This window comes from Vibrio tritonius, assembly GCF_001547935.1.
GTDB classification, from domain to species: domain Bacteria; phylum Pseudomonadota; class Gammaproteobacteria; order Enterobacterales; family Vibrionaceae; genus Vibrio; species Vibrio tritonius.
This window is the reverse complement of record NZ_AP014635.1, coordinates 2,735,379-2,757,517: the sequence shown is the minus strand read 5'-3', so window position 1 is coordinate 2,757,517 and position 22,139 is coordinate 2,735,379. Positions and strand designations below refer to the sequence as shown.

Here is a 22,139-nt window from a genome sequence, read left to right as displayed (position 1 = left end):
ATTTTGCAGTAAAGTGTGATGTAGATCATTTATGTTGTGTTATGGATCTCGTTAAATGGCTTTATCTATAAGGTATTAGGTAAGATCAATGAGTAATTTGTGCCCAGAATGTCAGGAAGAACTGAGTTGGGATGGAGAATATCTCTGTAAACAGTGTCAGAAGCATTATAAAAAACTGGTTCACTGCCCTGATTGCGATGCGCAGATGGAAAAGCTACAGGCGTGTGGTGCGGTGAGTTATTTCTGCCCACAGTGCAATGAGCTAAAGTCTAAATCGCGAGTGAGAATTGAATTTGTGACAAATTAAGGAGGCAATAACGCCTCCTTGAAACTCAAGAGAGATTATTGGTCGACGGTTGAATGGATTTCGCCATCGGCAAGACGAGTTATGAGAGTATCTCCGACGTTAACTTCTTGCGCGCTACGTACAACCTTACCTTGTGCATTCTGTGTAATGGAGTAACCACGAGAAAGTGTTGATAGCGGACTTACGGTATCGAGTTTTTCTGCCAACATACCAAATTGATAACGTTTTTTAAGTAGAGAGCGCTGCATTGCTTCTAGTAGTTTTTGTTCTGTTATGGCCAACTGGTGTCTTTGCTGTGTAAGACGTTTAACGGGAGACTGCAGTTGTAAGCGATACTCTTGCCGCGCCAAATGCTGGCGAGTTTGCTGACAGCGTTTCAATATCGCTTGTTTCAAGCGCATTTCCCGTTCATCCAAACGCTGCTGTTGACGCTCTAAACGATACATCGGATGCTGTTTATCTAGCCGATAATTCAGTTGGGTTAGCTGTGTCTTTTGTTGCGATAAGTAATAGCGCCAGCTATTGACCAGTTTTTGCTGAGCATTAAAAAACGCCTGCATTTTGTGGCTATTGTCGCGGCTCACTAATTCGGCCGCTGCTGATGGTGTTGGAGCACGTACATCGGCTACGAAATCGGCGATGGTGACATCCACTTCATGACCTACAGCACTGATGATCGGTATTTGGCTTGCCGCAATGGTTCGGGCGACAATTTCGTTGTTAAAACACCAGAGATCTTCTAACGAACCGCCACCGCGACCAACGATCAGTACATCGCATTCATTACGACTGTTTGCACGACCAATCGCTTGAGCGATCTGAATGGCGGCCTCATCACCTTGAACCATCGTTGGATAGATAATGACAGGCAGGCTAGGATCTCGACGTTTTAAGACATTTAGAATGTCGTGTAATGCCGCGCCAGTTTTAGAGGTGATGATACCCACACGTTTGGGATGTTCTGGTAAAGGATGTTTTAGCGTTTGGGCAAATAGACCTTCCGCGGCTAACTGCATTTTAAGTTTTTCAAACTCTTGCTGCAAACGACCGTCGCCTTCAGGCTGCATACTTTCGATGATGATTTGATAATCACCACGAGGCTCGTAAAGAGATAAGCGTGCTTTTACCAGGACTTGCTGACCATTTTGTGGTCTAAATTGCACAAAGCGATTGCTGCCCTTAAACATAGCGGCTTTTACTTGTGCACGAGAGTCTTTTAGTGTGAGGTACCAGTGCCCGGAAACAGGCGCAGAAAAGTTAGATATTTCACCGAGTAACCAGACAATTCCCATCTCATTTTCAAGCAGTAAGCGAACTTCGGCGTTTAGACGTGAAACAGTGTAGATATTCTGATTAGCAAGAGAGGACAAAGCTGATTCCCAAGACGTTAGTATGGAAGTTAGCGGCAATATAATACATAGCAAGGGGGGAATTGCAAATAAAAAACAAAAAAATGTGTGGTCAAGCGATTGCGCAGGGCGTATAATCCGTTCGCAATATCAATTATGAATCCCTTTATTATGCGAAACGATAAAGTGGTTTCTTACCTTTTAACACCTTTGTTGTGAGATATTGCACATGCTACGAATTGCAAAAGAAGCTCTTACCTTCGACGACGTTTTACTCGTCCCAGCACACTCAACTGTTCTTCCTAACACAGCCGATCTTCGCACTCGTCTGACTAAAAACATCACGCTGAATATTCCAATGATTTCAGCTTCCATGGACACAGTTACAGAGGCACGCCTTGCCATTGCTCTAGCGCAAGAAGGCGGTATCGGCTTCATTCACAAAAACATGTCTATTGAACAGCAAGCTGAGCAAGTTCACCAAGTGAAAATCTTCGAAGCTGGTGTTGTGACAAATCCTGTCACCGTTCGTCCAGAAGCTACCATTGCTGATGTAATGGAATTGACTAAAAAACACGGTTTTGCTGGTTTCCCAGTTGTTACTGAAAACAACGAATTAGTTGGTATCATTACGGGTCGTGATGTTCGTTTCGTGACAGACCTAACTAAAGCTGTTTCAGCAGTAATGACGCCGAAAGACCGCCTAGCAACAGTAACTGAAGGTGCATCTCGCGAAGAAGTTCAAGAACGTATGCACCGTGCTCGTGTTGAAAAAGTACTGGTTGTGAATGAAGAGTTCCAACTAAAAGGCATGATCACTGCAAAAGATTTCCACAAAGCAGAACGTAAACCAAACGCATGTAAAGATGAGCACGGTCGTCTACGTGTTGGTGCTGCTGTTGGTGCTGGTGCTGGTAATGAAGAACGTGTTGCTGCTCTTGTTGAAGCGGGTGTGGACGTTCTACTTATCGACTCTTCACACGGTCACTCTGAAGGCGTTCTACAACGTATTCGTGAAACTCGCGCAGCATTCCCAGATCTAGATATCATCGGTGGTAACGTTGCAACTGCTGAAGGTGCTCGTGCACTTATCGAAGCAGGCGTAAGCGCAGTTAAAGTAGGTATCGGCCCAGGCTCAATCTGTACTACTCGTATCGTAACTGGTGTTGGTGTTCCTCAAGTAACCGCTATTGCTGATGCTGCTGCTGTTGCTGACGAATACGGCATTCCAGTGATTGGTGACGGCGGTATCCGTTTCTCTGGTGATATCTCTAAAGCGATTGCTGCTGGCGCATCATGTGTGATGGTTGGCTCTATGTTTGCTGGTACTGAAGAAGCCCCTGGCGAAATCATCCTTTACCAAGGTCGTTCATACAAGTCTTACCGTGGTATGGGTTCACTAGGTGCAATGTCTAAAGGTTCCTCAGACCGTTACTTCCAATCTGATAACGCAGCAGACAAGCTAGTACCGGAAGGTATTGAAGGTCGTACTCCTTATAAAGGCCGTTTGAAAGAGATCGTTCACCAACAAATGGGTGGTCTACGTTCTTGTATGGGTCTAACTGGTTCTGCAGATATTGAAACACTACGTACTAAAGCGCAGTTTGTTCGTATCTCTGGTGCTGGTATCAAAGAATCACACGTTCACGACGTACAAATTTCAAAAGAAGCACCTAACTACCGCGCTTAATTATACAGCGATAGTAAACGTTTGCTTTTTTGCTTGAAGACTCAATAGGAGGCGGGTAGACTCGCCTCCGTTTCTAAACTTAGCTGGTAAGACTGCTCAATATGACTAAGAACATTCATGACCAACGTATTCTGATCCTAGACTTCGGCTCACAATACACACAACTTGTTGCACGTCGTGTGCGTGAAATTGGTGTTTACTGTGAACTTTGGAGCTGGGATGTAGAAGAAGCGGACATCCGCGAATTTAATCCTGACGGCATTATTCTTTCTGGTGGTCCGGAAAGTGTTACGGAAGAAAACTCACCACGTGCACCTCAATATGTATTTGATTCAGGTGTGCCTGTATTGGGTGTTTGCTACGGAATGCAAACAATGGCTGAGCAGTTGGGCGGTAAAGTAGCCGGTTCTAGCGAACGCGAATTTGGTTACGCTCAAGTAAAAGTAACTGCTGAGTCTGCACTGTTTGCTGGTCTACAAGATGCACTAGCCGAAGATGGCAGCCCTCTTCTTGATGTTTGGATGAGCCACGGTGATAAAGTGGTTGAGATCCCTTCAGACTTCGTAACCATCGGTACTACTGATACTTGCCCATACGCTGCTATGGCAAACGAAGAGAAGAAATACTACGGCGTACAGTTCCACCCAGAAGTAACTCACTCAAAACAAGGCATGAAAATGCTGGAAAACTTTGTGATGGGCGTATGTGGTTGTGAACGTCTATGGACTTCAGCTTCTATCATTGAAGATGCTGTTGCTCGCATTAAAGAGCAAGTAGGCGATGATGAAGTTATTCTAGGCCTTTCTGGTGGTGTTGATTCATCTGTTGTTGCGATGCTTGTTCACCAAGCAATCGGCGATAAACTGACTTGTGTATTCGTTGATAACGGTCTTCTTCGTTTGAACGAAGCGCAACAAGTGATGGACATGTTTGGTGATAAGTTCGGTCTGAACATCATCAAAGTCGATGCAGAAGATCGCTTCCTTGATGCACTTGCTGGCATCGATGAACCTGAAGCAAAACGTAAAACCATCGGTCGCGTTTTCGTTGAAGTATTTGATGAAGAGTCACGCAAACTTAAGAATGCGAAATGGCTGGCTCAAGGTACTATCTACCCTGACGTTATCGAATCAGCAGCATCTAAAACAGGTAAAGCACACGTTATCAAATCTCACCATAACGTTGGCGGTCTGCCAGACGATATGGAAATGGGCTTGGTTGAACCTCTACGTGAGCTGTTTAAAGATGAAGTGCGTAAGATCGGTCTTGAGCTAGGTCTTCCATACAACATGCTTTACCGTCACCCATTCCCTGGTCCTGGTCTAGGTGTGCGTGTTCTTGGTGAAGTGAAGAAAGAGTACTGTGACTTGCTACGTCGTGCTGACGCTATCTTCATTGAAGAGCTTCACGCAGCGGATCTTTACAACAAAGTATCACAAGCATTTACTGTGTTCCTACCAGTACGCTCTGTTGGCGTAATGGGTGATGGTCGTAAATACGATTGGGTTGTATCGCTACGTGCGGTAGAAACTATCGACTTTATGACGGCGCATTGGGCACACCTACCATATGACTTCCTAGGTAAGGTTTCTAACCGCATCATTAACGAAGTTGATGGCATCTCACGTGTTGTTTACGATATTTCTGGTAAACCACCAGCAACTATCGAGTGGGAATAAAACAAACAGTAAATTACTAACTGTTTGTATAAAATAAACAAAATGCCAGTCAGAAATGTGACTGGCATTTTTTATACCCAATGAGCCTCAAGATGTTGTGTCAGGGAGTCAGTATTCGCTTATTGAAGCTCAGAATTCTGCATTTTTAGGTCATTTGGGTATACTGTACAGCCGAAATTGTATTTGATGGAGAGAGAGAATGAACGATGGCAGTTGGGGTGATTGGTTCCCATATCTTGCAGGCGCTTTTAAGCTGATCATATTAGGTATTGGCGCCTTCTTGGCGATTAAATGGCACTTTGATGAAGATAAAAGAGTGAAAGAAGAAGCAGGTGAGGTGGTGGATCAATCAAGCTCTATCAAAAAGGTAGCGTTAATTCTGTTTCTTTTGCTGCTTGTTGTCATTCTCGTTGTTTATGCGACCGATAAACTGCTCTATTGAGAATATTTTCAAAGCATGGAGTAGGAGCGATCATTTCCTAGGTAATCTCTGACCTTACGGGGGTAAAGACTCTGGTTTTTTTTGATATAAATCGGGTGTTTTCAATGAAAATGCCAATATTTTTACCAGAGACAACCCATAAGATTGAGTATTTATTGATGTGATCAATAAATAAATCTAACATTTCATTTTTGCTATCTATCTTTTATACAAAGCTTCTTTAAAATCCGCGCTTTACTTATTTCTAATTCTATTATTTAGGGTAGTTTGAATGTCGACAAAATTAGCCAACCCAGCACCATTAGGCCTAATGGGCTTTGGGATGACCACTGTATTATTGAACATCCATAACGCGGGATTTTTTGCACTAGATTCAATGATTCTTGCTATGGGTATTTTCTATGGTGGTCTGGGTCAGGTAATCGTGGGAATCATGTGTTACAAACGTGGTGACACTTTTGGTACTACAGCATTTACTTCTTACGGCCTATTTTGGTTGACCTTAGTTGGTTTAATCGTAATGCCACGCATGGGGCTAGCTGCTAGTCCAGCCTCTTTCATGGGATGGTACTTGGCTTTGTGGGGGCTATTTACTGGTTTCATGTTTATCGGTACTTTCTGTTACCCAGTAGCAAAACGCGTTGTGTTTGGTTCACTGACCATTCTATTCGCTCTACTTGCAGCGCATAACTTTACTGGTAGCGAAACTCTAGGTCACATTGCAGGCTATGAAGGTATCTTCTGTGGTCTAAGCGCAATCTACTTTGCAATGGCAATCGTACTAAATAATGAATTTGGTCGTGAAGTCTTGCCTGTAGGCGCGAAAAAAGTTGCTCTAACAGAAGCTGCTGCACACTAATCTATAGTTAGATTAAACCTATTAAAACGCTAGCAATATTGCTGGCGTTTTTCATTTCTGTGGGTCACTAAAGAGAGTGAGCGACTTCTCTGCAAAAAAAAACATGAAAAAGGGATGTGAATATTGTTTCAAAAAGGTTAGGTTAATTGTCTCGATAGAGATGTTCTGTGCAGATTATGCACCAAATCAACCGTTGATTTGTCCTTTTAACTTTAAACACAACACACTAGCACGTGCAGGAAGCACTAATACATAATGACCTCAAAGGAATAATGAGGCTTTCCTGCTCTGTGCGATCTACAGGAATGTATCATGCTACGTACCATCACCAATCTGTTCCCTCTGTGGGCAGTGCTCTTTTCTTTATTGGCTTTCTTTCAACCCTCGTTATTTACAGACTTCAAATCTAACATTGTGCCATTGCTCACTATTATCATGTTGGCTATGGGGCTTACGCTAAAACCCCAAGATTTTTTAAATGTCGTTAAAAACAAAAAAGCTATTGGAGTAGGGCTGGTTTTACAATTTTCGATTATGCCTTTAGCCGCTCTTTTAGTGAGTTATGTTCTTCAATTTGATCCGATTTTGACGGTCGGAATGGTGCTCGTTGGCAGTGTCGCGGGGGGAACGTCATCCAATGTGATGTGTTATTTGGCCAAAGGTGACGTTGCGCTTTCTATTACCATGACGGCCATATCTACGCTAATAGGTGTGGTAATCACACCACTACTAGTGGAAGCATTAGCGGGTAAAAACGTCGATGTGCCAGTAATGAGTATGCTCATCAGTCTAGTAAAAATCGTGCTGGTTCCAGTGGCGCTTGGTGTATTGCTTAACGCTTTTCTTCATTCATTTACTGAGAAACTTGAGCCAGTATTGCCCTTAATTTCAATGGCGGCGATAGTTGCGATCATTGCCATTGTTGTGGCGTTAAATGCGCATCAGTTGACTCAAATTGGTCCTATTGTCGCTTTAGCGGTAGTGCTGCATAACTCGATCGGTTTAACGCTCGGTTATTGGGTGTGTCGTTTAGTTGGATTTGAAGAGAAGACCTGCCGCACAGTGGCATTTGAGGTTGGTCTGCAAAACTCAGGGTTAGCCACAGCGTTAGCGATGAAGTTCTTTACTCCGGCTGCTGCTGTCGCTGGTACACTTTTCTCGGTATGGCATAATCTTTCCGGTTCGTTACTTGCAGGTTATTGGGCAAAACGTCCATTAGAAGCTGAATCACATCTTGATGCTCAACAAGTGCAAGCGAACTAGTTTCCAATAAAAAAAATAAAAGGTTAGCCAATTGGCTAACCTTTTTACGTTAAACGCTTGATAACGTTTGGCTCTATCTAAGCTTTAGCGGATGGGTTTGTTGCTGAATCTGTTGCTGCCGCAGCAGCACAGGATTGACCTGTTTTTCGCTCGTAACGTTCTTCCCAGTAAGTCGCATTCTTAATGCCAAGTTTTACTGGGTTAAATAGATATTCGGTTACGCCTTGCGCTTGTTGTTCTTCATAATCTCGCAGCACTCGCATGGTAGGTTTTGCCATAAAGTAAATGATCAAGATGCCCACGATATTGAGCCATGCCATTAAACCCACACCAATATCACCCATAGCCCATGCAAGGTTAGCTGCTTTGATGGTTCCATAGAACACGGCAGCCATGATGACAATCTTAAGTAAGAAAGCTAACCCTTCGGTTTTTAGGCTGCGACGAATGTAAGCAATATTGGTTTCAGCGATATAGTAGTACGCAAGAATTGTGGTAAAGGCAAAGAAGAACAGAGCAAAGGCAACGAAAGTCTTGCCGACGCCAGGTAGTGCGCTTTCAATGGCCAATTGAGTAAATACTGGGCCATTGGCACTGACACTTTCAGCGAGATTTTGCACTAAGAAAGTGCCATCAGGTCCTGATACGTTGTAAGCGCCTGTAATCAATATCATAAAGGCGGTTGCTGAACAGACAAGCAGTGTATCGATATAAATCGAGAACGACTGAACAAGGCCTTGTTGTGCGGGATGATCGACACTTGCCGCTGCGGCTGCATGGGGGCCAGTCCCTTGTCCTGCTTCGTTTGAGTAGACACCACGTTTTACACCCCAGCCAATTGCAGCACCAAAGCCAGCCATAGGCGAGAAAGCATCACCCACAATCAAAGCAAATACATGAGGTACTTGGTTCACATTTAATAGGATAATCACAAAGGCAGTGATGATGTACGCCAGTGCCATAAAAGGTACGACAACTTGAGTAAAGCTTGCTATACGTTTTACGCCACCAAAAATGATGAAACCCAATAGAATTGAAATGATGGTGCCGGTGAGGATTTTAGCAAAGCTAAACGTGCCTACGGCGGTTTCAATCATACCACCCGTACCAAACGCAGATTCAACCGCGTTACCAATACTATTAGATTGAACGCCAGGCAGTAAAACACCACAAGCAAAGATGGTGGCGATAGCAAAAATCCACGCATACCATTTTTGTCCCATTGCCTTTTCGATGTAGTACGCAGGACCACCGCGAAATTCACCGTTATCTTCTTCTTTGTAGATCTGAGCTAGCGTGGATTCTGCATAGGCGGTTGCTGCGCCAAAGAAGGCAACAACCCACATCCAAAATACAGCGCCTGGGCCACCAAAACCGATTGCCGCAGCAACGCCGGCGATGTTGCCGGTACCAACACGGCCTGATAGCGAAACCGCTAACGCTTGAAAAGATGAAATCCCGCGAGTGGAGCTCTTACCAGAAAATAGTAAACGCCACATTTCGAAGAAGTGTCGCACTTGTACAAAGCGCGTCAAAATTGAATAGAACAGTCCAGCACCGAGGCAAAGATAGATCAATACCGGACTCCAGATAATGCCATTTAAAAAGTCCACAAATGACTGCATACGTAATATCCCTGTTATGTGAGAACCTTGCGCAAAAATCACTTTCATTACGGCAACAAAAATGAATTTGTTTAGGTTCTATTTATCTGATTATTGTGTTTTGCGTGCCACATCATAAGGTATATGTGACGTGGATGTTAATGTTTTTATCTATATATTGTGCTTTGTATTTAATTTATAACAATATATGGAATATTAAGCGTAGTACGGGAGTTTTTATTGGGGTGTATCGAAAATGAGCAGGTATATGTGCTTAAATGTGGGCTTTATTTAGATAATATATCTATTTTAAATTGAGTTTGTGGCGATGTGGAATGCTAATTATGCGAACTAGAGTAGTTTTCTGTATAAAAAGTCGCCACATTATTTGGTCATAACATGGCGACGAAGGCATTTGGGGTAAATGGAGTTAGGCCGCGTGGTGATAACGAGAGACGCTCAATCCTTGAGTATGAATTGGCGATTCACCATGCGTGATAATATCCGCAAGAATGTGTCCTGAACCACAAGCCATGGTCCAACCTAATGTGCCGTGACCAGTGTTGGTGAAGAGGTTAGCGTATGGAGTGGCACCAATGATCGGTGTTCCATCGGGTGTCATTGGCCTAAAACCTGTCCAAAATTCAGCTTTGGCAAAGTCGCCACCATGAGGGAAAAGATCGCGCACTACCATCTCAATAGTGTCTTTACGTGCTTGAGGTAATGCAGGGTCAAATCCAGCCAGTTCTGCTGTTCCAGCTACGCGAATGCGCTTATCAAAACGAGTCAGCGCCACTTTATAGGTTTCATCCATTACGGTAGATTGTGGTGACAAGCTTTCGTCCAAAATAGGCACGGTCAGCGAGTAACCTTTCACCGGATAAACCGGGATATCGATACCGATCGGTTTGAGGAGTGCGGTAGAATAGCTGCCCATCGCCACCACGTAGCGATCTGCTTTTAGGATGCCTTGATCCGTTTCAACCCCTACGATTTGGCGGTTTTCAGTGACTAATCGTTTTATATTCGTGTTGAATTGGAAATGTACGCCGTGTGCTTTAGCTAATTCAGTCATCTGTTGGCAAAACAAATAGCAGTCACCCGTTGCATCATCAGGTAGATATAAACCACCAACAAGTTTGTCTTGCACTGGAGCAAGCCCCGGCTCTTGAGCTATGCATCCCGCCACATCTTTCAGCTCAAAACGCACACCACTTTCCGCCAGTAAACGCATGTCTTTTTCGATGGCTACTAGCTGCTTTTCATCACGGAACACCTGTAGGGTACCTTTCTCTCGACCTTCATACTGTACATTGTGGTGCTTGTTTAAATCGAGCAAACAGTCGCGGCTGTGGTTAGCAATTGCAAGCATGCGAGCCTTATTGATGCTGTAATGCGAAAGTTTGCAGTTCACCAGCATTTTAGTCATCCAGCTTAACAGCTCAGGATCCAGTGATGGTTTGATCTTCAGTGGGGCATGTTTTTCAAATAGCCATTTTATCGCTTTATGAGGAATCCCTGGTGCTGCCCAAGGTGATGAATAACCGTAAGATATTTGTCCAGCATTAGCAAAAGAGGTTTCCTCTGCACTGCGAGGTTGACGATCAACGACGGTAACATCATGACCTGCTTGTGATAAATACCATGCGGAGGTCAAGCCGACCACACCACTACCCAAAACGATAACTTCCATGAAGACAACTCCTTTATTTATTTGCCAGTAGTTTCTTCTCTTTACCTATTGTTAACAATCGATATAAATTAATATCAGTGTTTAGTTTTTCTATAAGCAGGATGCCCAGTGAAACAGACTTCAATCGCCGCTCTTTATACCTTTTCCCAAGTTGCTCAATACCCAAGCCTCAGTAGTGCAGCGAAAGCCATGCATTTAACCACAGGTGCAATAAGTCAGCAGTTGATCCAATTAGAACAGCAACTTGGCTTTAGCCTTTTTGAACGCCATTCCCGAGGTGTGACCTTGACAGAGCAAGGTGAAATTCTGTTAGCGGTACTGCAGCGTAGCTTTCAAGAAATAGATGCTACGTTGCAAAGCTTGAGTCAACGAGCGTTGAGAAAAGAGGTTCGATTGAAGTTAACTCCCTCATTTGCCTATAAATGGTTAGTGCCTCGTTTGGAAGATTTTTATCGGCAACATCCAGATATTCAGGTACAAACCTTTGCTGAAGGAGCGTTGGTAGACAGTGAGCGAGGCGATTTCGATCTCGCTATAGATTATGGGCCAATTCCTTATCCAAGAGCGAGTGCAGAATTACTACTTGAAGAAGCCTTGTTACCGGTTATGAGTCCTAGTTATCTCAGTCATCATTCTTGGATTGAGCAAAAAGAGATGAATGAGGAACAGTGGCAAAGTGTGGTGTTATTGCATGATGCTATGCCTTGGGCCAAAGCACCTCGCGACCATGAATGGTTATTTTGGGCAACCGAGATGAATGTGCCACTAGCTTCACACAAAGAACACTTTTTTAATCGTACTGATATGGCGATGTCGGCAGCTGAGGCTGGCGTTGGTATTGCTTTAGCACGTACCGCTTTATTGAACCAAGAGCTTGAATTAGGTCGATTAGTCGCTCCTTTTCCGGCGATTAGTGCTCGAGCTGGCTACTATTTAATTATGCTTAATGCGAATGAACATACTGAGATTTTTGCTCAATGGTTACGAAGTCAAATCAAACAGTTACAAAGTCAAGTGCATGACTATTTAGAGAGATAGTTGAGATTTAACTGGAAGTGCAACCCAATTGAAAGATTCAATGAGATCTTGATAACAGGTTGACGCAAAAAACGATTTGAAAGAGAAAAAAAACTCGGTAAACCCTTCGACTTTTTCAATATCTATTATGCTCAATAAGAGTATCTAGCCACATGCTATGAGATAGATTGCTGATAGCGCATATAACAGAGGATTTAGCCCGGTTAAATCCATCATAACGGTTATTCGATTGTGCCGCATGGTAAGCCTTCTTTGCTAAACCATGTGAATTTGAGTAGGAAGGGAGTGGGACATGTTTTTTAAGAAAAATACATCAGCACAAAAGAAAGCGGAGGCTGCTGAAGTATCTCGTTCGAGAACGATAACCAGCAGTGAAATTAGTGAAGCAAACTTGGCTGATTTTAAACTGGCTGGTGGTACCGCACTTGTGATCGCCTTCATTTCTCCCCATTGCGATTTTGCGTCAGTAAACAACAAACTCAAGCAAGCGATGCCTTTTGCTGAACACATTATTGGTATCATGACTGCCGGTGAGCTTGGTGGCGGCTCCAAACTCTATCACGATACCCCTGAACGCTGGGATAGTATTATTTTGCATGCATTCGCGAAAGCACTCCTCCCTAAAATGTCAATTCATTCGTTACGGATGTTTAATGAAGAAGCGCCGCAAGGGGTGAATATATACACTCAGTCTGAACATCGAATTCAGAAAATTTCTAATGAAATTAGCCAGATGCGGGCACCATTTTCGGTGGATAGTCACGACACGATCGCGTTTACCTACTTTGATGGCTTAACTGGCAGCGAAGATTTCTTTACGCAAGCTTTATATCGTACTCGTAAATTCCCTTGCTATTTTATTGGTGGGAGCGCTGGGGGAAAACTGGACTTTCAAGCGGCGCAGATTGCGTTAGATGGTCAGGTTCAAGCTAATAGAGCGATTGTCTGTTTTGCTAAAATAGCGCGGGGATATCGATATGGTATTTTCAAAAGTCACAACTTTGAAAATACCAACCGAGGCTTTGACGTCGTGGATTTTAACCCATTCACTCGTACCCTGAATACGGTACTGGACGACGAGATGAACTTGATGACGCCCGTTGATTGGCTATCAAGACATTTCAAATGTAGTCCTGAGCAAGTTGGCGATCAACTTAATAAATACTCATTTGGTATTTCGATAAACGACGAGTTGTATATTCGTTCAGTTGCCGCCATTAACCCTGATGGTAGTATCAGTTTCTTCGGCGATTTCGCATTCGGTGAACGTTTATTCTTAGTTAAAGCGAAAGATTTTGCCCAATCTACAGCAAATGACTACAAGCGCTTTATGGACGGGAAATCGTCTAAACCGGTTGCTATGATTGCCAACGACTGTATTTTACGTCGTCTCAATAACTCAGACAGTTTAAATAAAGTGGATTCATTTAATGGCGTCTGTTTATCGGGCTTTTCAACTTTTGGCGAATTTCTTGGTTTGCACCAGAACCAAACTGTTACGTCGATTGGTTTCTTTAAAGTCGGGGAAGGGGATTCTTTTCGCGATGAGTATGCCGACAACTTCCCATTCTACTTAGCATCGTTTGCTCGTTATTACTTGCATTCAAGCTTGGTGAGTACCAAGAAAATTAATACGCTGCAGTCGAATGTCATTCAACACATGAGTCAAATTCATCCTATGTTGCAACAAGCAACGCAACAGCTCGAAGGCAGTGCTTCACAAGCTTCGAGTGCGGCAGAACAACAGCGGAGCCTAGGCGGTCAATTTGAGGCCTTTATGACTCAGATTGCGCAGCAGCAATCTCAACGGCAAAATTTGATGCAAGGGATGGATAAATTGAAAGACAGTGCCGATCGCATTGTGAATATCATTCAATCGATCAGCGGTATTGCTGAACAGACCAACTTATTGGCGTTAAACGCCGCCATCGAAGCTGCGCGAGCTGGTGAAGCTGGGCGTGGTTTCGCTGTGGTAGCGGATGAGGTTCGGGCTTTGTCGAAACGCACGCAAACCAGTGTGCAAGAGACTGGGGAAACCATTGAAGAGGTAACCGAATCAATTGGTGAAATTGCCAAAGGTATCGATAGTATTAACTCGGTGTTGAGCCAGATTGAATCGGATTCTGAGAAATTCAGTTCAGAGTTAGCTGTGTTGTCGCAAAATTCAGATCAAGCTGCGCAAATGGCGGAAGACGATATCATGCGAGCGCATGAGACACACGAGAAGATTGATCTTATAGAGGAAGAGACCAAGTTGATCGATAAGTTGTCAAGCATTGCTAACAGCCACAACGGCTAATAGATAATGGACGAGACCTGATTGTGAGTGTATTGTTAATAACTTATTTAAAGAATTAACAACATTAAAACCAAAAAATCGGTAGAGACCATAGCGAAATTTGAATCACAGCAAACTTATTGATCCAAAAATGGGCTTAAATATTGATACGTTTTTCAATACTAGAGTGACTGAACATGATAGTGAAAAAAGTATCCGAAGATTTAAGAAGTCATGAAGTACGAGAATTGTGGCTTGAATATTGGCAACACTACAGTAAAAAACACGATGAATATTGCTCTGAGGCTCATTGTTTAAACCATTCTTCAGATGGCGTATTAGTGACATGTAACTGTGGTGAACAGCAAGGCAAGGTTTTTGTGATTCCTCTGTGTGAAGCACATTGCAAAAACCTACAAGGACAGCTAGAAATTGGGGACCAAACTGAAGTGATCCCCAGTAATCTAACCTTGTAGGGTAAGTGGTTTGGACCGGAGCTTATCGCTTTCTTTGGTATATACGCTCTGGTCTGCCGACACGGCCATGTTGAATTTGTGCTTCAAGAAATCCACTTGTTACGCAATATTCCAGATAACGCCGAGCAGTGGTTTTACTAATACCAATCGCTTTTCCTAAAGATTCTGCGGTATAAGCTTGGTCATGGTGCATATAAATCTCTTTGAGCTTATCGAGCGTCAGTTCATCAATGCCTTTCGGTAGTGCTTCGATGTGTTGTGTCTTGGCTTGGAAGTTAAACAGTTCATCAACATGGCGCTGGTTAACGTTATCACTCGCACGCAGTGAGCTAATGTAGCGTAAGTAGCGCTCAAGTGAATCTTGCATCCGGTCATATGCGATCGGTTTTAGCAGATAATCAAACACACCACATCTTACCGCCTCTCGTACGGTTTCCATGTCTGAGGCCGCGGTAATAAACACAACATCAGGGGCATGACTTTGCGTCGCTAGCTCTTTTAAAATGTCAATTCCCTTACCATCAGGTAAAAAATTATCTAGAAGAATCAATTGAGGTTTGAGTATTCTGATCATATTGCGCGCTTCGGAGACAGTTGTTGCGACTCCGACAGGGCGAAATCGAGGTAGGCGCTGTAAGTAAAAACTGTGTACTTCTGCGATGCTCGATTCGTCTTCAACAATCAGTACATCAATGGGTTCCATCATGTTCAGCTCTTATTGGGTATAAATATTGAAAAATAGTGCCTTGTGGCTCTGCGTCGTCCACCAAAATTGTCCCCTCTGCTTGGGTGACATATTGGTGTACTAGGTAGAGACCAATGCCATGGCCTGGCTGATTTTTACTTGTGACCCCTTTTGCAAATAAGGTGTCTGATATTTCATTGGGTATGCCAGTACCATTGTCAGCCACTTCCATTACCAATTCTTCTCCAGAATAGGTAAGTAGTAGAGAGACTTTCTTATTGCTTTGCGGATTTTTTAATGTTGCTTCAAATGCGTTATCGAGCAAGTTACCTAAAATTGCCGCTAATTCATCTGGAGTAATGCTGACCGGATCGTCTTCTAGATGACATATCGGGTCGAATTCCAGTGTTAAACCTAGTTCTTTTGCTCGGGTATATTTCCCCAGCAAGAGTCCAGCAATCACTTTGGAGTGGAAGGTCTGAGATATAAAGTCCACTAACTGTTGTTGCTGTTCTGTTTCTTTACGAATGGTACTAATCGCTTGGTCATAGGCGCCGATTTGAACCAAACCGCCAATCACAGAAAGTCGATTAGCAAACTCATGACTCATAACTCGCAGGTTGTCGTTATGTTGACGAATTTGCGAGATTTGCGAAGTGAGTGTGTTGTAGTCATTGCGGCGTCTAAAGCTGACGACCCAACCAATATGTTCGTCTCCATCTTCAATGTTAACGCGGTTAGCAACGAGGGTTTCACCATTACAGGTGATGAGCTCGTCTTGCATCACGTCTGGGACATTGGAGCTAAAGTCACCAAAAGCATTTGCACCTAAGAAAAACGCCGATGGCGTGACATATTCTTGAATTGGTCGGCCAATCAAATATTCCGGCTTGTGTGGTATCCCTAGAGTATCCAGAGCCTTAGTATTTACCGATAAAATATCGCCTTTACGTCCAACCGCTATCGTTCCTTCGTACACACTTTGCAATATCGAGTGTTGCAAATGCAAGTTCATTGCGATTTCTTCTGGTTCCATATCAAACATTTGTTGCTTGATATGGCGAGTGAATAGCCATGCACCTAAGGCGGAAAAAATCATCAGTACAATAAGAGCAAAGATAACAGGGTAGGAGTAGAACATCAGCCAATAACTTACGCTATCGAGCAAATACCCAACGGATACTACGCCGATAATTTTGCCATCATGAGATTTGATACCGGCCTTTCCACGAATGGAGACTCCTAAGCTACCTTTATTTACCGTGGTGTAGCTGGTGCCGTATTTTAGAGCTTTGATGTTGTCACCGCCGACCATGGGTTTGCCAATTTTGTCGCTTTCTGGGTGCGCTAATCGAATGCCCTTTTTATCGCCAATAACAATAAAATCAGCATCGGTAATACGTTGTAGCCTTTCAATGTAACGTTGGATTTCAGAAACATTTCGCTGCTCCATCAACGAGACAAAGTTCGTATCACCGGCAATTTCTTTCGCCTGAATCATCGCCTTACTGGTCACTTGATGCTCTAAACTGCTACTCAATGATTGATGGAAAAATCCAGCAACAAGAAATAGCTGTAGCACAACTACAACAAGTAAAAGCAAGAAAACCCTTTTTTGGAAGGAAAGGTGACCACAGATAAATTTATGCAATAAAAACGAAAGTTTGTGTGCCATAGCGAGAGTATACGTTTGTCACAAAATAGAAAAATTGATTGGGGTCTAAAACCCCAATCAAATTTATAAAATGCTCAAAAAAGGCAGATCATCCAAGCACATATTTGATCATCACGCCTGCGGCTACCGCAGAGCCGATCACACCAGCAACGTTTGGACCCATCGCATGCATCAGGAGGAAGTTTTGGTTATTGGCTTCCAAACCGATTTTGTTAGATACGCGAGCCGCCATTGGTACGGCAGAGACCCCAGCAGAACCAATGAGTGGGTTAATCGGATCTTTAGAGAAGCGGTTAAGCAATTTCGCCATAAGCACACCGGCTGCAGTACCGACACAGAAGGCCAAAATACCTAAGCAGAGAATGCCGATGGTTTGTGGTTGCAAGAATTTATCCGCCATCAGTTTTGAGCCAACAGAGAGACCTAGGAAAATAGTCACAATGTTGATCAATCCATTTTGCGCCGTATCAGAGAGACGTTCTACCACACCACATTCACGCATTAAGTTACCAAAGCAGAACATGCCCAGTAGCGGGGTTGCTGATGGCAATAGCATCGCAATCAACACCAACAGCAGTAGCGGGAAGCAGATCTTTTCTAGCTTGTGCACTTGGCGAAGCTGACTCATCTGGATCTTACGTTCTGCATCGCTAGTTAAAGCACGCATAATCGGTGGTTGGATCATCGGCACCAATGCCATGTACGAGTAGGCAGCCACCGCGATAGCACCTAATAGCTCTGGTGCCAGCAAGCTGGATACGTAAATAGCGGTTGGGCCGTCAGCTCCACCGATAATACCGATAGCGGCTGCTTGAGATACGCTAAAGTCCATCACACCCAGTTGGCTAAGGCCTAATGCACCCAATACGGTGGTAAAGATACCGAATTGAGCTGCCGCGCCAAGAAGCAATGTTTTTGGGTTAGCCAGCAGTGGACCAAAGTCGGTCATTGCGCCTACACCCATAAAGATCACGAGTGGAGCCGCCCCTGACGCAATTGCCACATGATAGAACTGATACAGCATGCCATCAGTGTAAGTGTATTGCTCAGCCAGTAAGTTAAGAGACGCTAACTGGGTTGGTGTTGCGCTATGAATCGCCTCTTTAATGGCTTCTGCACCTGCCCCCGCACTCATGTGCAATACGTTAGCAAACGCCGCCATGACATCCGGTTTCGCTGCGTAAATCGCATTTTCGATTGCCGACATGGCCAAACCTGCGTCTGGCAAGTTAGACAAAATGCCACCAAAACCAATTGGAACCAAAAGAAGAGGTTCGAATTGTTTGACAATCGCCAAGTAGAGCAATACCAGCCCGATGACGATCATCACGGCTTGTCCCCACTGTAAGTGGAAAAAGCCAAAGTCATTCACCATTGCGATGATGTTATCCATCATGGTTACACCTCACTCGATTATGCCAATACCAGTAGGGCATCACCCATTTGTACGGCATCACCTTCACTCACATCAATACTGCTTACGACACCATCATGAGGTGCACGAATTTCAGTTTCCATTTTCATTGCTTCAAGCGTTAGCAATACGTCGCCTTCTTGCACTTGCTCGCCCGCTTTAGCGTTGATTTTCCAGATGTTACCTGCAAGAGGGGCATTCATGGTTTCGCCTGTTGCGGCAGCGACTGGTGCTGGAGCAGAAGCAGCAACCGGAGCGGCAGCAGGGGCGGTAGAGACTTGTGTAATGTCGCCACCTTCAGCCACTTTCACCACATAGTTTTGGTTGTTGACTGTGATGGTGTAGATACCAGCATCGGCTTTTTGGGTTGAATTTGCAGCGGTCACTTTTTTCTCTTCCTTCGTTGGTGCTTGAGGTGCAGGTTCAAATGCATCAGGGTTATTACGGTTAGCTAGGAATTTCCAAGCTACTTGGTCAAATAGAGCGACCATCAATACGTCATCAACGGCGTTTTCACTTAAGGTGATGCCTTTCTCTTTGGCTTGTTGAACAACAGATTGTTGCAGCTCCACCATTTCTGGCGCGATGTTATCTGCTGGACGACATGTGATGGCTTGTGCGCCATCTAACACGCGTTGTTGTAGCTCAGTGTTGACTGGCGCGGGAGTGCGGCCATATTCGCCTTTTAGGATACCGGCCGTTTCTTTGGTGATGCTCTTGTAGCGTTCACCCATCAAGACGTTGATAACCGATTGAGTACCCACAATTTGCGATGTTGGGGTAACCAGTGGGATAGAACCAAGGTCTTCACGAACGCGTGGGATTTCTTCCAATACTTGGTCAAGTTTGTCTAACGCATTTTGCTGTTTGAGCTGGTTTTCCATGTTGGTCAACATGCCGCCAGGCACTTGAGCAATCAGAATGCGTGAGTCAGAGCCTTTCATCATGCCTTCAAACGCATGGTATTTCTTACGTACTTCACGGAAGTATGCAGAAATTTTCTCTAGCTTGTGTAGGTCAAGACCCGTGTCGTAACCGGTGTTTTGCAATGTGGCTACGAGAGATTCTGTGGCAGGGTGGCCGTAAGTACCACTCATGCTTGAAATAGCGGTATCAACGCGGTCAACACCCGCTTCAATCGCTTTAAGCAGGGTCATGTCAGCCATGCCAGTGGTGGAGTGGCAGTGCAAGTGCAGTTCAACGTCGACTTGTTTTTTCAAGGTTTGAACCAACTCAGCAGCTTGGAAAGGCGTTAAAATGCCAGACATGTCTTTAATGGCAATTGAATCGACACCTTCTTCTGCCAATTGCTGCGCTACATCAACCCAAGTTTGTAGGTTGTGTGCCGGGCTGGTGGTGTAGCTTAGAGTGCCTTGCGCATGCGCGCCCTGTTTTTTCACAGCACGAATCGCTTGTTGCATGTTGCGCGGGTCGTTCATCGCATCAAACACGCGGAATACGTCCATACCATTTTTCACTGCACGCTCAACAAACGTATCAACCACGTCGTCAGCATAGTGGCGGTAGCCCAGTAGGTTTTGACCACGCAGCAGCATTTGCAGCGGCGTTTTAGGCATGGCTTTTTTTAGAGTACGCAAGCGTTCCCATGGGTCTTCGCCTAAGAAACGAATGCAACTATCAAATGTTGCGCCGCCCCAACACTCAAGAGACCAGTAACCGATGTCGTCAAGTTGTGCAGCAATAGGCAACATGTCGTCTAAACGTAGACGAGTTGCAAAAAGAGATTGGTGGGCGTCACGAAGCACTACGTCGGTAATACCAACGCGTTTAGTAGCCTGAGTCATCTCGAAGTTCTCCTTTATTATGATTATGAGTTTTGCTGTTGTTGAGCTCGATGGTGATGAACTGCAGCAGTTAAAACGGCGATTAGTTGATCATCTTGTGCAGGTTTTGGAGCTACAACAGGTTTGGTTTTAGCTTTAGCTTTTGGTGCGACGGGAGGAGGCGCAAAGCGGGTAATGAAGCGAGACATTCCCGTTGTCGCAAAGACTAAAAAGACAAGGAAGATAAAGACAAATCCCATACCCAAAGTGAGTAGGTTAATGCCCTCCATAAAGAGCGATGTTTCTTGCATAGCAACATTTCCAAAGAGAAGAAAAGGCGCGCAAAGCGCGCCAGTGGAGCAAGGGGGTGATTTACATCATCATGCCAAATACCACGCTCGCGATAACGAGGACGATACCGCCACCTAAACGAGAGGATATTTGAGCGTAAGAGAGAAGACTCATGCGGTTTGCCGCAGCAAGCACTTCTAAGTCACCGGAACCACCGCGGTTAGCCATACATAGGCCCGCCGTGATTGAGGATTCGATTGGATAGAAGCCCATCGCCCAGCCACCAAGTGCCGCACCAAAGATAGCGCCGACAACGATTAGCGTTGCGATGATAACGTTCATAAATGAGATAGCTGAGATTACTTCACCGAGGTCTGTGTAAGCGATACCAACACCAACCATCAATACCCAAAGTAGATGTTTAGAGAAGAAAGAAGATAGACGTTTTGCGCCTTCTTTTATTTCGTCAGAGCATAAGCCTAGGGCATTAATAACAGCAACGATAATAACCATATAAGCAAAAGTATGGATCTTAATATCGCCAAAACCAGGTAAAATATCTTTTGATAGTGATGATGAGAATGTATAAATACAAGTTGCTAACATCAAACCAATTGCTATTTCGCGTGGTGTGATTTTTACATCTTTATCATTATTGTTGCTATCAAAATTCGATTTACGTAATAACTCGCCATTACCTGTTAACGCAGGGTGTTTGGTACCAATACCGTTAAGAACAGCTGCAGCAACAATCGCGACGATATTAGCGATAGTAAGAATAGCAATTGCAACAGAGTAATATTCTTCTTTAGAACCACCGGTTACTGAAGCGTAGATTTCAGATAGCGGAATTGCGCCAGCACCGTTACCACCACCCATGATAGGTAGCACGTACATCATCATGATACGGTCTGGGGTAATACCAAACATTAGGCCGCCAAGTAACCCCATGATTGAAGCGCCAGCAACGGCTGCAAGGATCGTTGGGATGTAACCGGCTAGAGAACGGATAAGTAATTTACGTTCAACCGCAAGGATCGAGCCGGTAATCAAAACCGCAATAAATAGGTTTAGAAAGCCCGTTTTTTTCATTACGTCACTCACTGTAGTGACTTCACTTTGGTGGAGCCAGCCCATTTGCACGAACCAAGCTGCGACCAAAAATATCATTACAGGAGCACCGCCAATATATTTGTTAAATATTGGTAAACGTTTACCAATTTCACCAAATATAGCGCCAACAACGAACATAAAACCAAAACCACCAACAATATTTTTTGGAAGGGTGTTAGTAAAATGTGCAATTGCTATAATGGCGGTAAGTAAAGCAAATAATGGCAATGGTACACCAAATATTTTGCTATCAAGCAAGTTTGAACTTAATGAAGAGCTTTTGCTCTCATTAATTTGTAGGGTTTTTTCGTTCATTTTTATTATCCAGCAGGTTAATAACACTTTATTCAATTTATGGGATTACTTCTCTAATATTTGTGAAAACTGTCATTGAATAAAGTGGCGTTTAAAATCTCAATGGTTTTTATGATTTTTAATTTTCAATGTGTTATTTTTCAGTAACTTATAAATAAAAAACATAAAATTCATAAAGTACTTT

At 43.9% G+C, this 22,139-nt stretch carries 17 protein-coding genes and 2 pseudogenes; 10 read left to right on the top strand and 9 right to left on the bottom strand.

Features of this window, described 5'->3' with window-relative positions; translation table 11 throughout:
* The first annotated feature begins 88 nt into the window (after positions 1-88).
* A complete protein-coding gene (locus JCM16456_RS23315; protein ID WP_082712300.1) occupies positions 89-307 on the top strand; it encodes a zinc ribbon domain-containing protein in 219 nt (72 codons plus the stop codon).
* 35 nt (positions 308-342) lie between these two features.
* Here the strand turns inward: JCM16456_RS23315 and xseA are convergent, their stop codons facing one another.
* Positions 343-1,677 (bottom strand): exodeoxyribonuclease VII large subunit, encoded by a 1,335-nt coding sequence (gene xseA, locus JCM16456_RS12175; RefSeq protein ID WP_068714711.1) that lies wholly within the window; start codon positions 1,675-1,677, stop codon positions 343-345.
* Between the two features lie 208 nt (positions 1,678-1,885).
* Here xseA and guaB point away from each other — a divergent pair, with 208 nt between their 5' ends.
* From guaB to JCM16456_RS12150, 5 genes are all read left to right on the top strand, one after another.
* Positions 1,886-3,346 carry an IMP dehydrogenase gene (gene guaB / locus JCM16456_RS12170; protein ID WP_068714709.1) on the top strand — a complete coding sequence of 487 codons (1,461 nt, stop codon included), beginning with the start codon at positions 1,886-1,888 and terminating at the stop codon, positions 3,344-3,346.
* A 101-nt stretch (positions 3,347-3,447) separates the two neighbouring features.
* Positions 3,448-5,025: a glutamine-hydrolyzing GMP synthase gene (gene guaA / locus JCM16456_RS12165; RefSeq protein ID WP_068714707.1), complete on the top strand. Its 1,578-nt coding sequence runs from the start codon at positions 3,448-3,450 to the stop codon at positions 5,023-5,025.
* A gap of 199 nt (positions 5,026-5,224) precedes the next feature.
* Positions 5,225-5,467: a hypothetical protein gene (locus JCM16456_RS12160; RefSeq protein ID WP_068714705.1), complete on the top strand. Its 243-nt coding sequence runs from the start codon at positions 5,225-5,227 to the stop codon at positions 5,465-5,467.
* A 271-nt stretch (positions 5,468-5,738) separates the two neighbouring features.
* Positions 5,739-6,326, top strand: a complete 588-nt coding sequence (locus JCM16456_RS12155; RefSeq protein WP_068714703.1) for an acetate uptake transporter — start codon at positions 5,739-5,741, stop codon at positions 6,324-6,326.
* A 312-nt stretch (positions 6,327-6,638) separates the two neighbouring features.
* The gene (locus JCM16456_RS12150) at positions 6,639-7,589 is read left to right on the top strand and encodes a bile acid:sodium symporter family protein (RefSeq protein WP_068714701.1); all 951 of its coding nucleotides are present in this window, start codon (positions 6,639-6,641) and stop codon (positions 7,587-7,589) included.
* Between the two features lie 77 nt (positions 7,590-7,666).
* On the opposite strand, the gene JCM16456_RS12145 is transcribed toward JCM16456_RS12150, so the two are convergent.
* Together JCM16456_RS12145 and JCM16456_RS12140 are read right to left on the bottom strand one after the other, a co-directional pair.
* Positions 7,667-9,214 carry an alanine/glycine:cation symporter family protein gene (locus tag JCM16456_RS12145; RefSeq protein WP_068714699.1) on the bottom strand — a complete coding sequence of 516 codons (1,548 nt, stop codon included), beginning with the start codon at positions 9,212-9,214 and terminating at the stop codon, positions 7,667-7,669.
* A 409-nt stretch (positions 9,215-9,623) separates the two neighbouring features.
* Positions 9,624-10,886, bottom strand: a complete 1,263-nt coding sequence (locus JCM16456_RS12140) for a D-amino acid dehydrogenase (protein WP_068714697.1) — start codon at positions 10,884-10,886, stop codon at positions 9,624-9,626.
* A 108-nt stretch (positions 10,887-10,994) separates the two neighbouring features.
* Here JCM16456_RS12140 and JCM16456_RS12135 point away from each other — a divergent pair, with 108 nt between their 5' ends.
* The 4 genes and pseudogenes from JCM16456_RS12135 (at position 10,995) to JCM16456_RS12125 (ending at position 14,678) form a co-directional block, all read left to right on the top strand.
* Positions 10,995-11,924: a LysR substrate-binding domain-containing protein gene (locus JCM16456_RS12135; protein ID WP_068714695.1), complete on the top strand. Its 930-nt coding sequence runs from the start codon at positions 10,995-10,997 to the stop codon at positions 11,922-11,924.
* A 292-nt stretch (positions 11,925-12,216) separates the two neighbouring features.
* Positions 12,217-13,383: pseudogene (locus JCM16456_RS24485) on the top strand (FIST signal transduction protein); the annotation flags it as partial.
* Between the two features lie 201 nt (positions 13,384-13,584).
* On the top strand, positions 13,585-14,223 hold the full coding sequence (locus JCM16456_RS24480; RefSeq protein WP_404819190.1) for a methyl-accepting chemotaxis protein: 639 nt from the start codon (positions 13,585-13,587) through the stop codon (positions 14,221-14,223).
* Between the two features lie 176 nt (positions 14,224-14,399).
* Complete coding sequence (locus JCM16456_RS12125; RefSeq protein WP_068714691.1) at positions 14,400-14,678, top strand: hypothetical protein; 279 nt, start codon at positions 14,400-14,402, stop codon at positions 14,676-14,678.
* Positions 14,679-14,700: 22 nt separating this feature from the next.
* On the opposite strand, the gene JCM16456_RS12120 is transcribed toward JCM16456_RS12125, so the two are convergent.
* From JCM16456_RS12120 to citS, 6 genes and pseudogenes are all read right to left on the bottom strand, one after another.
* The gene (locus JCM16456_RS12120; protein WP_068714689.1) at positions 14,701-15,384 is read right to left on the bottom strand and encodes a response regulator; all 684 of its coding nucleotides are present in this window, start codon (positions 15,382-15,384) and stop codon (positions 14,701-14,703) included.
* Positions 15,368-17,038, bottom strand: coding sequence for an ATP-binding protein (locus JCM16456_RS12115; RefSeq protein WP_082712299.1), 1,671 nt, complete (start codon positions 17,036-17,038; stop codon positions 15,368-15,370). The genes JCM16456_RS12120 and JCM16456_RS12115 overlap by 17 nt, the downstream gene beginning before the upstream one ends.
* 88 nt (positions 17,039-17,126) lie before the next feature.
* A complete protein-coding gene (locus tag JCM16456_RS12110; protein WP_408068380.1) occupies positions 17,127-18,413 on the bottom strand; it encodes a sodium ion-translocating decarboxylase subunit beta in 1,287 nt (428 codons plus the stop codon).
* Positions 18,414-18,451: 38 nt separating this feature from the next.
* Positions 18,452-20,257, bottom strand: a complete 1,806-nt coding sequence (oadA, locus tag JCM16456_RS12105) for a sodium-extruding oxaloacetate decarboxylase subunit alpha (RefSeq protein ID WP_068714687.1) — start codon at positions 20,255-20,257, stop codon at positions 18,452-18,454.
* Positions 20,258-20,280: 23 nt separating this feature from the next.
* A pseudogene (locus JCM16456_RS12100) lies at positions 20,281-20,627 on the bottom strand (OadG family protein).
* The gene (citS, locus tag JCM16456_RS12095) at positions 20,609-21,955 is read right to left on the bottom strand and encodes a citrate/sodium symporter CitS (protein ID WP_068714683.1); all 1,347 of its coding nucleotides are present in this window, start codon (positions 21,953-21,955) and stop codon (positions 20,609-20,611) included. The pseudogene JCM16456_RS12100 and the gene citS overlap by 19 nt, the downstream one beginning before the upstream one ends.
* Positions 21,956-22,139: the final 184 nt, after the last annotated feature.